Origin of the sequence: Micromonospora sp. ALFpr18c, from assembly GCF_008868155.1 — a bacterium.
Taxonomy (GTDB): Bacteria; Actinomycetota; Actinomycetes; order Mycobacteriales; family Micromonosporaceae; genus Micromonospora.
The window spans coordinates 18,708-30,616 of record NZ_WBKR01000054.1 but is presented as its reverse complement, the minus strand read 5'-3'; the positions used below and the strand labels follow the sequence as shown (position 1 = coordinate 30,616).

General features: G+C 74.4%; 15 protein-coding genes and 1 pseudogene. 10 read left to right on the top strand and 6 right to left on the bottom strand.

The window, feature by feature from the left end; genetic code table 11:
• Both F8271_RS12720 and F8271_RS12715 read right to left on the bottom strand, forming a co-directional pair.
• Positions 1 to 398: pseudogene (locus tag F8271_RS12720) on the bottom strand (hypothetical protein); the annotation flags it as partial.
• Entirely contained in the window at positions 395 to 691 is a 297-nt protein-coding gene (locus F8271_RS12715; protein ID WP_151489896.1) for a type VII secretion target, read from the bottom strand. The gene F8271_RS12715 and the pseudogene F8271_RS12720, both read right to left, overlap by 4 nt.
• A 170-nt stretch (positions 692 to 861) precedes the next feature.
• Between F8271_RS12715 and F8271_RS12710 the strand changes: the two genes are divergently transcribed.
• The 6 genes from F8271_RS12710 to ung all read left to right on the top strand — a co-directional run bounded on the left by F8271_RS12710 (position 862) and on the right by ung (position 6,251).
• Positions 862 to 1,230, top strand: a complete 369-nt coding sequence (locus F8271_RS12710; RefSeq protein WP_151489895.1) for a holo-ACP synthase — start codon at positions 862 to 864, stop codon at positions 1,228 to 1,230.
• Between the two features lie 54 nt (positions 1,231 to 1,284).
• On the top strand, positions 1,285 to 2,754 hold the full coding sequence (locus F8271_RS12705; RefSeq protein WP_151489894.1) for an NAD(P)H-hydrate dehydratase: 1,470 nt from the start codon (positions 1,285 to 1,287) through the stop codon (positions 2,752 to 2,754).
• 89 nt (positions 2,755 to 2,843) lie between these two features.
• Entirely contained in the window at positions 2,844 to 3,962 is a 1,119-nt protein-coding gene (alr, locus tag F8271_RS12700; RefSeq protein ID WP_151489893.1) for an alanine racemase, read from the top strand.
• Positions 3,959 to 5,065, top strand: coding sequence for an alpha/beta fold hydrolase (locus F8271_RS12695; protein ID WP_151489892.1), 1,107 nt, complete (start codon positions 3,959 to 3,961; stop codon positions 5,063 to 5,065). Before alr ends, F8271_RS12695 begins: the two co-directional genes overlap by 4 nt.
• Complete coding sequence (gene tsaE / locus F8271_RS12690) at positions 5,062 to 5,550, top strand: tRNA (adenosine(37)-N6)-threonylcarbamoyltransferase complex ATPase subunit type 1 TsaE (protein ID WP_151489891.1); 489 nt, start codon at positions 5,062 to 5,064, stop codon at positions 5,548 to 5,550. Before F8271_RS12695 ends, tsaE begins: the two co-directional genes overlap by 4 nt.
• The gene (gene ung / locus F8271_RS12685; protein WP_151489890.1) at positions 5,550 to 6,251 is read left to right on the top strand and encodes a uracil-DNA glycosylase; all 702 of its coding nucleotides are present in this window, start codon (positions 5,550 to 5,552) and stop codon (positions 6,249 to 6,251) included. Before tsaE ends, ung begins: the two co-directional genes overlap by 1 nt.
• Before the next feature lie 18 nt (positions 6,252 to 6,269).
• Here ung and F8271_RS12680 read toward each other — a convergent pair whose 3' ends face one another.
• Entirely contained in the window at positions 6,270 to 6,749 is a 480-nt protein-coding gene (locus tag F8271_RS12680; RefSeq protein WP_225854483.1) for a helix-turn-helix domain-containing protein, read from the bottom strand.
• Between the two features lie 292 nt (positions 6,750 to 7,041).
• Between F8271_RS12680 and tsaB the strand changes: the two genes are divergently transcribed.
• From tsaB to F8271_RS12660, 4 genes are read left to right on the top strand one after another with little or no spacing between them, the layout of a single operon-like run.
• Positions 7,042 to 7,719 carry a tRNA (adenosine(37)-N6)-threonylcarbamoyltransferase complex dimerization subunit type 1 TsaB gene (gene tsaB, locus F8271_RS12675; protein WP_151489889.1) on the top strand — a complete coding sequence of 226 codons (678 nt, stop codon included), beginning with the start codon at positions 7,042 to 7,044 and terminating at the stop codon, positions 7,717 to 7,719.
• Positions 7,720 to 7,724: 5 nt separating this feature from the next.
• Positions 7,725 to 8,198: a ribosomal protein S18-alanine N-acetyltransferase gene (gene rimI / locus F8271_RS12670; RefSeq protein ID WP_151489898.1), complete on the top strand. Its 474-nt coding sequence runs from the start codon at positions 7,725 to 7,727 to the stop codon at positions 8,196 to 8,198.
• A complete protein-coding gene (tsaD, locus tag F8271_RS12665) occupies positions 8,191 to 9,237 on the top strand; it encodes a tRNA (adenosine(37)-N6)-threonylcarbamoyltransferase complex transferase subunit TsaD (RefSeq protein WP_151489888.1) in 1,047 nt (348 codons plus the stop codon). The genes rimI and tsaD overlap by 8 nt, the downstream gene beginning before the upstream one ends.
• A gap of 14 nt (positions 9,238 to 9,251) precedes the next feature.
• On the top strand, positions 9,252 to 9,506 hold the full coding sequence (locus tag F8271_RS12660) for a hypothetical protein (RefSeq protein WP_151489897.1): 255 nt from the start codon (positions 9,252 to 9,254) through the stop codon (positions 9,504 to 9,506).
• A gap of 21 nt (positions 9,507 to 9,527) precedes the next feature.
• Here the strand turns inward: F8271_RS12660 and F8271_RS12655 are convergent, their stop codons facing one another.
• The 3 genes from F8271_RS12655 to F8271_RS12645 form a co-directional block, all read right to left on the bottom strand.
• A complete protein-coding gene (locus F8271_RS12655; protein WP_151489887.1) occupies positions 9,528 to 10,265 on the bottom strand; it encodes a DUF4142 domain-containing protein in 738 nt (245 codons plus the stop codon).
• A gap of 124 nt (positions 10,266 to 10,389) precedes the next feature.
• Positions 10,390 to 10,689 (bottom strand): DUF1707 domain-containing protein, encoded by a 300-nt coding sequence (locus tag F8271_RS12650; protein WP_151489886.1) that lies wholly within the window; start codon positions 10,687 to 10,689, stop codon positions 10,390 to 10,392.
• Positions 10,690 to 10,708: 19 nt separating this feature from the next.
• Positions 10,709 to 11,890: an ROK family protein gene (locus tag F8271_RS12645; RefSeq protein WP_151489885.1), complete on the bottom strand. Its 1,182-nt coding sequence runs from the start codon at positions 11,888 to 11,890 to the stop codon at positions 10,709 to 10,711.
• Between the last annotated feature and the right edge of the window lie 19 nt (positions 11,891 to 11,909).

Here is an 11,909-nt window from a genome sequence, read left to right as displayed (position 1 = left end):
CCCGCCCCGCCCGCCTGCTCGGTCGATCGAGGCCGAGCCGGATCGACCCGCACACCGCCGGACCGGTCCACCACCAGACCGGCCGCTTCGGCCCGGGCGACCGCCTCGACGAGCCGCGCCTTCGCCACCACGAGGCGAGCGGCCAGCTCCGCCAGCACCTGATCGGTCTCGATCAACACGGGCGCGACCGAGGTCAGCTCACCGCGCAGACCACCCAGCCGGGCGTCGGCCGCCGTGGCCGCCGCCCCGGACCAACCGCTCCGCAGCCGCCCGGCGGCCTCGGCCAGCTCGGCGGCACGCCTGTCGACCGGCCCGGTCAACCCCGCCCAGGCCATTCCGGCGACCCGCCAACCGCCCGGGTCGGCGGCCCAGAGCTGCCGGTAGCCGACGGCGGTCATCGCGGCAGCGCGGCGAACCGACCGGCGGCGCGGTCGTCCACCGACTCGTACGCCTCCGCCGCCGCCCGCACCCCGCCCGAGGCCGCCGCCACCAGCGCGCCCAGCCGGCCGAACCAGGCCTGCCCGGCCGCCTCCAGCTCGACCAGGGACGCGGCGGCCCGCCAACCGGGCGCCGCCACCAGCAGACCGGGCACCCCGGACAGGCCCAACGCCAACCGGTGCGCCTCGCCGTCGAGCGCCGCGGCCACCACCCGCAACGACTCCGGCTGAACGGCGAACGGCTCCTCGGTCATGACCCACCCCCACAGATCGGCATCGACGCGCTGACGCTAGGCGGGTGCCGGGCGGCCGGAGGTGCCCTGTGGACAGCGGCGGCGGTCGTACCCCCGGGCCTGTCCACAGGCGTTGCCCACGGCGGGCCCGACGGCTAATCTGCCGCCCTCGCCGCCGGTAGGGTGAAGTGGTGATCGTCGCTGTCGGCATCGACGTCGTCCTGGTCGACCGGTTCGCCCGGGCCCTGGCACGGACGCCGCTGCTCGCCGACCGGCTCTTCACCCGGGCCGAGCGGTCCACCCGCTCCGGGCACCCGCGCTCACCGGAGTCGCTGGCCGCCCGCTTCGCCGCCAAGGAGGCCGTCGCCAAGGCGCTCGGCGCCCCGGCGGGGCTCAACTGGCACGACTGCGAGATCGTGCCCGACCCGGACGGGCGCCCCTGGCTGACCGTCTCCGGCACGGTCGCGGCGGCGGCCGACGAACGCGGGGTCAACCACTGGCATCTCTCGCTGTCGCACGACGGCGGGATCGCGTCGGCGATGGTGGTCGCGGAACGGTGACGTCGACCGGGCGGGCCGACCGGCTCGTCCGCGCACGGAATGGGACACGGTGGTATGAGACCGGTGTGGCGGGTGGCCGACGTACGGGCGGCCGAGGCGGGACTGATGGGCACGCTGCCGGAGGGCACGCTGATGCAGCGGGCCGCCGCCGGGCTGGCTCGCCGGGCCGCGTTGCTGCTCGCCGAGCGGGGCGGCGTGTACGGCGGCCGGGCGCTGCTGCTGGTCGGCTCCGGCGACAACGGCGGAGACGCGCTCTACGCCGGTGCGCGGCTGGCCCGCCGGGGCGTCGAGGTGTCCGCCCTGCTGCTCACCCCCGGGCGGGCGCACGCGGCCGGGATGGCGGCCCTGCGCGCCGCCGGCGGCCGGCTGGTGGACGGCCCGACCGACCCGGTCGACGTCGTCCTCGACGGCATCGTCGGAATCGGCGGCACCGGCGGGCTGCGGGCGAACGCCGACGACGTGGCCCAGCGCCTCGGCGAGCTGCGTGGCCGCGACGGCGGCCGGGCCACCGTGCTGGCGGTCGACGTCCCCAGCGGCGTGGCGGTGGACACCGGCCACGTGCCGCTGTCCGCGTCCGGCCGGCCCACCGCGGTCCGCGCCGACGTGACGGTGGCCTTCGGCGCGCTGAAACCCGCCCTGGTGGTCGGGCCGGCCGCCGCCCTCGCCGGCCAGGTGGAGCTGGTCGACATCGGGCTGCGGCCATGGCTGCGCGGCACCCCCGCGCTGCGGGTCACCGAGTGGTCCGACCTGGTCAGCTGGTGGCCGCGGCTGGGCCCGTCGTCGGAGAAGTACACCCGGGGCGTGGTCGGCGTCGCGACCGGCTCGGCGACGTACCCGGGCGCGGCGGTCCTCTCCGTCGGCGGGGCTCTCGCGGGGCCGACCGGCCTGGTCCGTTACGCCGGCGGCGCCCGGGCCGAGGTGCTGCACCAGCACCCGTCGGTGATCGCCACCGGCCGGGTCGCCGAGGCGGGTCGGGTGCAGGCGTGGGTGTGCGGCTCCGGGCTGGGCACCGGTGAGGACGCGGCGGCGGAGCTGCGGGCCGTCCTGTCCGCGCCGGTGCCGGCGGTGCTCGACGCCGACGCGCTGACCCTGCTGGTGGACGGCTCACTCGCCGACCGGCTGCGCGGCCGGGACGCGCCCATCGTGGTCACGCCGCACGACCGGGAGTTCACCCGACTCTGCGGGGAGGAGCCGGGCGCCGACCGGGTCGGCTCCGCGCTGCGGCTGGCCGCCTGGATGAACGCCGTGGTGCTGCTCAAGGGGGACCGCACGGTGATCGGCACGCCGGACGGTCGGGCGTACGTCAACCCGACCGGCACCCCGGCGCTGGCCACCGGTGGCACCGGCGACGTGCTGGCCGGGCTGCTCGGTTCGCTGCTGGCGTCCGGGTTGCCCGCCGAGCAGGCGGCGGCCTCGGCCGCGTACCTGCACGGGCTGGCCGGCCGGGAGGCGGGCCGGGGTGGGCCGGTGACCGCGCCCGACGTGGCGACGGCACTTCGCCCGGTCGTCGCCCGGCTGGGCTGAACGTCACCGTTGCGGGCACGGCGACCGGATCAACCGCCCCGCCGTGCGTCGCCGCCCGCGGTGATCACAGCGGAAAGTAGGCTGGGCGCATGTGGCAGGCCGAGGTACGCGTCGATCTTGACGCGATCCGTGAGAACGTGAGCCGGCTCCGTTCCGGCACGACCGCCGAGTTGATGGCGGTGGTGAAGGCCGACGGGTACGGCCACGGCATGCTTCCGGCCGCCCGGGCCGCCCTCGACGCCGGTGCGGACTGGCTGGGGGTCTGCACCCTCGACGAGGCGCTCACGCTGCGCCGGGCCGGGGTCACCGCGCCGGTGCTCGCCTGGCTGCTCGCCCCCGGATTGCCGCTGCACGAGGGCGTCCGCGCCGGGGTCGACCTCGCCGCGGCCAGCCTCTCGCAACTGGACGAGATGATCGAGGCGAGCCGGCTCGCCGAGCGCCCCGCCCGGTTGCACCTGAAGATCGACACCGGGCTGTCCCGGGGTGGGGCGACCGTCGCCGACTGGCCAGCCCTGCTGGAGGCCGCCGCGAAGGCCCAGGCCGACGGCCTGGTCGAGGTGGTCGGCGTGTGGAGCCACTTCGTGTACGCGGACATGCCCGGCCACCCGACCACCGATCGCCAGTTGGCCGTCTTCCACGAGGGGCTGGCCATGGTCGAACGGGCCGGGCTGCGCCCCCGCTGGCGGCACCTGGCCAACTCGGCGGCCACCCTGACCCGCCCGGACACCCACTTCGACCTGGTCCGCCCCGGGCTGGCCATCTACGGGCTCTCCCCGGTGGCCGGCGAGACGTACGGGCTGCGGCCGGCGATGACCGCCCGCGCCCGGGTAGTGCTCACCAAGCGGGTGCCCGCCGGCACCGGTGTCTCCTACGGGCACACCTACACCACGGAGACCGACGCGAACCTGGCCGTGGTGCCGCTCGGGTACGCCGACGGGGTGCCCCGGCACGCGTCCAACAGCGGTCCCGTCCAGCTCGCCGGCAAGCGACGGACCATCTCCGGACGGGTCTGCATGGACCAGTTCGTGCTCGACTGCGGCGACGACCCGGTGGCCGACGGCGACGTGGCGACGCTCTTCGGCAGCGGCGCCGACGGAGAGCCGACCGCCGACGACTGGGCCGAGGCGGTCGGCACGATCAACTACGAGATCGTCACCCGGTTCGGGGGGACGCGGGTGCCGCGCGTCTACGACGGCGAGCGGGCATGAGCCCGTACCGCATCCCGCGTCCGCGGACCGCGGCCGGTCGGGTCGCGGGGATCGTCGGCGCCGCGGTCGGCGTCGCGGCGGCCGGCCTGGCCGCCGGGGTCGCGACCGAACGCACGCTGGTCCGCCGGCTCAAGGCCGACCCGGCCGACCGCTACGCGCACGAGACGTTCGGCGAGCAGCGGTACGACGAGGCGTTCCGGCTGGAGTTGCCGGACGGTACGGACATCCACGTCGAGGTGGTCGAGCCGACCCGGCCGGTGCCCGGGCACCCGACGGTGGTGCTGGTGCACGGCTTCTGCCTGGACATGGGGACGTTCCACTTCCAGCGCCAGATGCTGGCCGCGCGCGGTGACTACCGGGTCGTCGCGTACGACCAGCCCGGCCACGGCCGGTCCGGCCGTCTGGAGACCGGGGAGTACGACCTCGCGGTGCTCGGCCGCACACTGCGTGACGTGATCGACCGGACCGCCCCGGAGGGGCCACTGGTGCTGGTCGGGCACTCGATGGGCGGCATGACGATCATGGCGTTCGCCGAGTCGTTCCCGGAGCTGTTCGGCGACCGGGTGGTGGGCACGGTGCTGATGGCCACCTCGGGCGGTCTGATCGCGGAGACCAAGCTGGTCGCGCCGGCGCTGCTCGGCCGGGTCGGCGGCCCGGTGCTGTACATGGTCAGCAACGCCACCCGCTACGGCGGACCGGTGATCGACAAGGCCCGCAAGTCGACGTCGAACGTCGCCTGGCTGTTGACCCGCAAGTACGGCTTCGGCACCCGTAAACCGAGCCCGTCGCTGGTGTCCTACGTGGAGACGATGAACTCCCGGACGTCGGCCGACACGGTGACCCGCTATCTGCGGACTCTCGCCACCCACTCGCGCTTCCCGGCGCTCGCGGCGCTGGCCGCGACGCCGGTGCTGGTGGTGGTCGGCGACAAGGACATGATCACTCCGGTGACCCACTCCGAGGAGATCGTCCGGCGGTTGCCGCACGCCGAGTTCGTGAAGATCGAGGACAGCGGGCACGTGGTGATGTTGGAGCACGCCGACGAGGTCAACGCCGCGCTGGCGCGGTTTCTCGAGTCATTGCAGAGCGTGGAGGAACGGTGAGTCACGTCGTCAAGCTGCCGACCGTCGAGGACACCCGGGATTTCGGTCGCCGGTTGGCCGGGCTGCTGCGGGCCGGTGATCTGGTGCTGCTGACGGGTCCGCTGGGTGCCGGCAAGACCGCCCTCACACAGGGCATCGGTGCCGGGCTCGGTGTCCTCGGCGACATCACCTCGCCGACCTTCGTGATCGCCCGGCTGCACCGGCCCGATCCGGCACGGGGCGGCCGGGTGGCTCTGGTGCACGCCGACGCGTACCGGCTGGGTGACGCCTCCGACCCGCGCGCCGAGATCGACGACCTCGACCTGGACGCCTCGGTGGACGACTCGGTGACCGTGGTGGAGTGGGGCGAGGGCCTGGTGGAGCAGCTGGTGGACGCCCACCTGCGGGTCCGCATCGACCGCCGTGACGACGACACCCGGATCGTCGAGCTGGACCCGGTGGGTGGAGACTGGGCGCGTCGATTGGACGACCTGAGAGGTTCCTGATGCCCGACGACACCCCCGCCCTGGATCTGCTGGCTCTGCTGCCGGAGCAGTGGCGTGCCGTGCTCACCCCGCACCTCGACCCGGAGCGCACCGCCGCGCTGGCCGAGTTCGTCGCCCGGGAATATGCGACGCAGACCGTCTTCCCGCCGCTGGAGGACCTGTTCTCGGCATATCGGCTCTGCCCGCCGCAGGCCACTCGGGTGCTGATCCTCGGGCAGGATCCCTACCACCGGGCCGGGCAGGCGCACGGGCTGAGCTTCAGCGTCCGCGAGGGCGTCTCGGTGCCGCCGTCGTTGCGTAACGTCTTCAAGGAGTTGGGCGAGGACGTCGGCGTGCCCAAGCCGCGCAGCGGCAACCTCGACGGCTGGGCCGCCCAGGGTGTGCTGCTGCTCAACGCGGTGCTGACGGTCCGCCGGGCCACCCCGGGCTCGCACGCAAACGCCGGCTGGGAAGAGTTCACCGATGCCACCATCCGGGCGCTGGACGCGTCGCCGCAGCGGGTGGTCTTCCTGCTCTGGGGCGGGTACGCCCGTAAGAAGGCCGCCCTGGTCACCAACCCGCAGCACGTGGTGCTGGAGGCCGGTCACCCCAGCCCGATGAACCCGCGCGGTTTCCTCGGCAGCCGCCCGTTCAGCGCCGCCAACAAGGCTCTCGCCGACGCCGGTCTGCCCACCGTCGACTGGGAACGCACCGCCGGCTGACCAGGCCGGCCGCCCCGGTCAGCCGGCCGGTGGGTCAACCCCCGCTGGCCGACTGCCGGGCCCGGTAGCGGCGCAGCAGCGTTTCGAATCCTGCCATCGCACGGCGATCTCCAGCGCGTCGACCGGCACCGGCGCGCCCTGCAGCAGTGCCGCGGTGCAACCGGTGATCACCTGCGGGAAGTCGGTGAGTCGGTCCAACGTCCGATCCAGGTCCAGCTCGTTGATCCGCTCGGCGATCGGCCGGGCGGCCAGGTCGTCGATCCGGGCGTCGAGGTGCGCGTCCAGCGGCTCCACGGCGACGACCAACTGCACGTCCATGGCGGCGAGTAACCGCTCCAGCACGGGGATGGTCGGTGCGCGTTCGCCGCGTTCGATCCGGGCCACCGCCGCCTGGCTGACCTCGGCGAGCTGAGCCAACTGACGCTGGCTCAGCTCGCGCCGGTGTCGTTGGTGTCGCACCGCGGTGCCGATGAGAGTGACGAGACGAGTCGATGGCATCCCGGCATGGTCGACCAGGTCGCCGTGTCCGCGGTACCTCTGCGGCGGATTGACGACTCGCCGCGCGCCACCCTGTTGGCCGGCGATCGTCGCGGGTTGACTGCCGGCCGACCAGGTGTGTCCCAGTGAGCGTGATGCCTGTGAGTCATCTTGATGACTCACAGGCATCACGCTCAAAGAAGGACTCGGTGCCGCTCAGCGCCCGCCGGGGGGACGAAGGTGGCACGGCCGGGCCGTGCGGCGGGGCGGGGCGTGACCGGGGGCGGTGGCCGGGCCGCTAGGCTGGCTTACCGTGCTCGTACTCGTGGTGGACAGCTCGACCCCTGCGGTGACCGCCGCGCTGGTGGAGGTCTCGGCGGACGGTGTCGCGTCCCGGGCGCACCGGTGCACGGTCGATGCCCGTGCGCACGGCGAACTGCTGGCGCCCCAGGTCGACGCGGTGCTCGCCGACGTCGACGCGCGCCCGCGTGACCTGACCGCCATCGTCGCCGGGCTCGGCCCGGGGCCGTTCACCGGGCTGCGGGTCGGCCTGGTCACCGCCGCCACGATGGGTCAGGTGCTCGGCATCCCCACGTACGGTGTCTGCTCGCTGGACGCCATCGGCTACCCGGCGGCGTCCGGCGAGCCGGTGCTGGCCGCCAGCGACGCCCGCCGCAAGGAGCTCTACTGGGCCGTCTACGACGGTGCCGGCCAGCGCATCGTCGGACCGGAGGTCTCCACGCCCGTGGTGGCGGCGGCCCGGGCCCGCGAGCTGGGCGCGCTGGTCGCGGTCGGTGACGGCGCGCACCGGTACGCCGATGTCCTGGACCTGCCGGTCCGGGTGGAGCCGCGCTACCCGGACGCCACCGTGCTGGCGCTGCTCGCCGCCGAGCGGATCCGGGCCGGCGCACCCGGTGAGCGGCTCACCCCGCTCTACCTGCGCCGCCCGGACGCCGTGGCGGCCACCGGCCGCAAACCGGTCCTGCCGTGACGGCCGTGCGGCTGGGGGCGTTCCGCTGGTGGCACGTCGATGAGGTGCTGCCGATCGAGGCGGACCTCTTCGGTGCCGGACAGTGGTCCCCGGCCATGTTCTGGAACGAGCTGGCCAGCCGCCACTACTACCGGGTCGCCACCGACGACGGCGGCGCCGTGCTCGGCTACGCCGGGCTCGCCGGAGCCCCACCGGACGAGGTGTGGGTGCAGGTCATCGCCGTCCGGCGGGACGCCCAACGGCGCGGCATCGGACGCGTCCTCCTGGAAGACCTGCTCGCCGAGGCGAACCGACGCGGTGCCCGCAGCACCCTGCTGGAGGTCGCCGTGGACAACGTGGCCGCCCAGCGGCTCTACGCGACGTACGGGTTCGAGCCGATCGGGGTACGACGCGGCTACTACCAACCGAGCAACACCGACGCGCTGGTCATGCAGCGTGACGCCGAGCTGACCGGGGACGGACCACACGACCATGGCTGACGAACCGCTGATCCTGGGCATCGAGACCTCCTGCGACGAGACCGGCGTCGGCATCGTCCGGGGGCACACCCTGCTGGCCGACGCGCTCGCCTCCAGCGTCGAGGAGCACGCCCGGTTCGGAGGCGTGGTGCCCGAGGTGGCCAGCCGCGCGCACCTGGAGGCCATCGTGCCGACCATGCAGCGGGCGTTGACCGACGCCGGTGTCACCCTGGCCGACATCGACGCGATCGCGGTCACCTCCGGCCCCGGGCTGGCCGGCGCGCTGCTGGTCGGCGTCGCCGCCGCCAAGGGGTACGCGCTCGCCGCCGAGAAGCCCGTGTACGGCGTCAACCACCTGGCCGCGCACGTCGCGGTGGACACCCTGGAGCACGGCCCGCTGCCGGAACCCGCCATCGCTCTGCTGGTGTCCGGCGGGCACTCGTCGCTCCTGCTCGTCGACGACCTGGCCCGGGGCGTCACCCCGCTGGGCGCCACCATCGACGACGCGGCCGGTGAGGCGTTCGACAAGGTCGCCCGGCTGCTCGGGCTGCCGTTCCCGGGTGGCCCGCCCATCGACCGGGAGGCGCGCGCCGGCGACGCCGCCTCGATCGCCTTCCCGCGCGGTCTCACCGCCGCCAAGGATCTCGCGGCGCACCGGTACGACTTCTCGTTCTCCGGCCTCAAGACGGCGGTGGCCCGCTGGGTCGAAGCGCGGCAGCGCGCCGGCGAGCCGGTGCCGGTGGCCGACGTGGCCGCGTCCTTCCAGGAGGCGGTGTGTGACGTGTTGACCACGAAGGCGCTCGCCGCCTGCCGCGCACAGGGCATCGAGACCCTGGTGATCGGCGGGGGAGTGGCCGCGAACTCGCGGCTGCGGGCGCTGGCCGAGCAGCGGGCCGAGAAGTACGGCATCCGGGTCCGGGTGCCCCGGCCGAAGCTGTGCACCGACAACGGGGCGATGGTGGCGGCGCTCGGCTCGCACCTGGTCGCCGCCGGGGTCGCGCCGAGCCGGCTGGACCTGCCGGCCGACTCCGCGCTGCCGCTGACCACCGTCAGCGTGTGACGGGGGCGACGGACATGATCGTGCGGATGTGGGAGGCGCGTGCGGAGGCGTACGGCGTCGCCGACCTGATCACCTGGGTGTGCGACACGGCTCTGCCCGAGGTGGAACACGACCCGCTGCACGTGTCCAGCGAGGTCTTCTCCTCCACCGACCACCGGGTGGTGGTCATCTCCAAGTGGCGCAGCAATCCGCGCCCACTGCCCGATCCGCCCGCCCTGTTGGTGGCCCGCGCCCCGCGCTCCTGGGACTTCACCCAGGTCGACCGCTGACCCGGGCCACCGACAAGGCGGTCAGCTGCGGCGCAGCATCCGGTAGGTGGCGATCCCGCCGGTGCCCAGCGCGGCGAGGAAGACCAGCCAGACGACGGTGCTGCTGACCCCGACCTGCGGGCCGGTGTTCGCCGCGGCGGCGGCCAGCAGCCCGTCCTGGCCGGGGGCGGGCAGCGCGGCCGGTGGCAGCTCCGGCCAGCGGACCAGCCCGGTGCTCTCCAGCATCTGCATGTGGTGCTGGACGAACGCGTTGGCGTCCTCGCAGAGCTTACGGACGGTGGCGTCGCGGGTGCTGGCCCGTACCGCGCCGATCACCGGGAAGATCTTGCCGTGGGCCACCCGCAGGCGGGTCACGAAGATCTGGTCGAAGCGGGCGCCGGAGGCCTTCTGCATCTCCGCCAGCCAGCCCTTCTGCTCGGCCGTCGGCTCGGTGGGGATGGTCGCGCCCAGCTTGTTGGCCGCGTCCACGACGAGTTGGTCGAGCTTCTGGTGCTCGCCGGCGATGCCGGCGCCGATCTCCCGGACCTTCGCCGACTGTCCCTTCTCGGCGGCCATCTGACCGGCCGGCATCTCCCACAGCCCGGCCAGCCGGACCCCGTTGAGCAGGGTCATGTCGGCGGCGTTGAGCTGTTGCCCGGCGGGTGCGGCGACGGCCACGCCGGGCAGGACGCCCACCCCGGCGATGATCGCGATGAGCAGCATCGCCGCCCGGTGGGTCCGGTTGCCCAGCCGGCGACGGGCGGATCTGAGCGGTGCCATGTCTGCGGTGCCTCCTCGGTCCGGACCGAAACGCGTCGGGACCGGGCAGCCGTACCTGCCGGCTGCCCGCCCGCCCAGTGGTACGGACTGATCGTGCGATCAGTTCACCGGTCGGCGGCGCGGTTCAGCGGGTGACGGCGAGGAAGCCACCGAGCAGCAGCAGCGTGAGCGCGGCGACGGCGAAGAGCACCAGCAGCTCCCGCCGGCCGTGCCCGATCGTGGTCGCCCCGGTGGCCGGGTCGTCGGGCAGGGCCGGCAGGTCGCGGGTCAGCGCGGCCAGGTCACCGAGGGTACGGGCCGTCCACACCGCACCGACCCGGTCGGAAAACTCGTCCAGGGTGAGCCGACCGGCTGTGGTGTGCCGGTGCAACTCGGCGACCACCCGGTGGCGGTCGTCGTCGGAGGCGCGCAGCTCGACATCCACGCCGGACAGGGTACGCGGATCAGCCCACGTCGAGGGGGTCGGCGAGGAGCCGTTCGAAGGCCAGTTCGGCGGCGCCGATCAGAGGTGCGTCCTCGCCCAGCTTGGGGGTGCGCAGCCGGACGTGTTCCAGGCAGGCGCCGAGCGCGTTGGAGTTGAGCCGGCTGCGGATCTGGGCCGCCGCGGCGAGGTAGAGGTCCCGCATGGTGCCGCCGAAGATGACCATCTCCGGGTTGAAGACGTTCACCAGGTTGGCGACCCCGAAGCCGAGCCAGTCACCGGCCTGGCGGACGGCCGTCTGGGCGCGGGCGTCACCCCGGTCGGCGGCGTCGAAGACGGCCAGCAGCGCCTCGCGGCCCCGGGCGTCGGAGCGTCCCGCCGCGCGGAGCAGGCCGTGCTCGCCGATCTCGGTCTCCCAGCAGCCCCGGGCGCCGCACTCGCAGGGCATGCCGTCGCGGACCACCTTCATGTGGCCGACCTCGCCGCCGTACCCGCCGTGCCCGGTGAGCCGGCGACCACCGGCGATGATGCCGGCGCCGACACCGACATCGCCGTACAGGTAGATGACGTTGTCGCAGCCGGCCGCCACCCCCCGGGCGTGCTCGGCGAACGCGGCCACGTCGGCCACGTTGCCGACCGTGATCGGCACGTCGAGGCCCAGTTCGGTGCCGAGTGCCGCGCCGATCGGCTCGTCCACCCAGCCGGTGGTCGGGCCGAGCCGGACCAGGCCGTCCTCGCGGCGGACCATCCCGCAGACGGCGACACCGGCACCGACGCAGATCGCGTCGCCGGGCACCGCCTGCTGCATGTCCTTGACCGCGCCGGCCAGCAGCGGCGCGGCCTCGGCGGCCAGCAGGCCGCGCGGTCGGTCCAGCTCCCGGCGGTCCAGCACCGCGCCGCCCAGGCCGACCCGGGCGGCGCGCAGCCGGTCCACCTCGACGGAGTACGCGTACGCGTACACCCGGGCCGACTCGGGCCGGACGACCAGTGACGGCCGTCCGGCCCGGCCGGTCTCCTTCGGTGTTCCCTCGCTGACCAGGCCGACGCCGGCGAGGTCGGCGGTGAGCGCGCCGATGGTGCTGCGGTTCAGTCCCAGCGTGGTGGTGAGTTCGGCGCGGGTGGTCGCCCCGTGGACGTGTACGTGCCGGAGCAGGGCCCCGAGGTTCTGCCGCCGGACCTCGTCCTGGCTCGGTGCCGGGCGCATGGTGGTGCCCCTCCCCGCG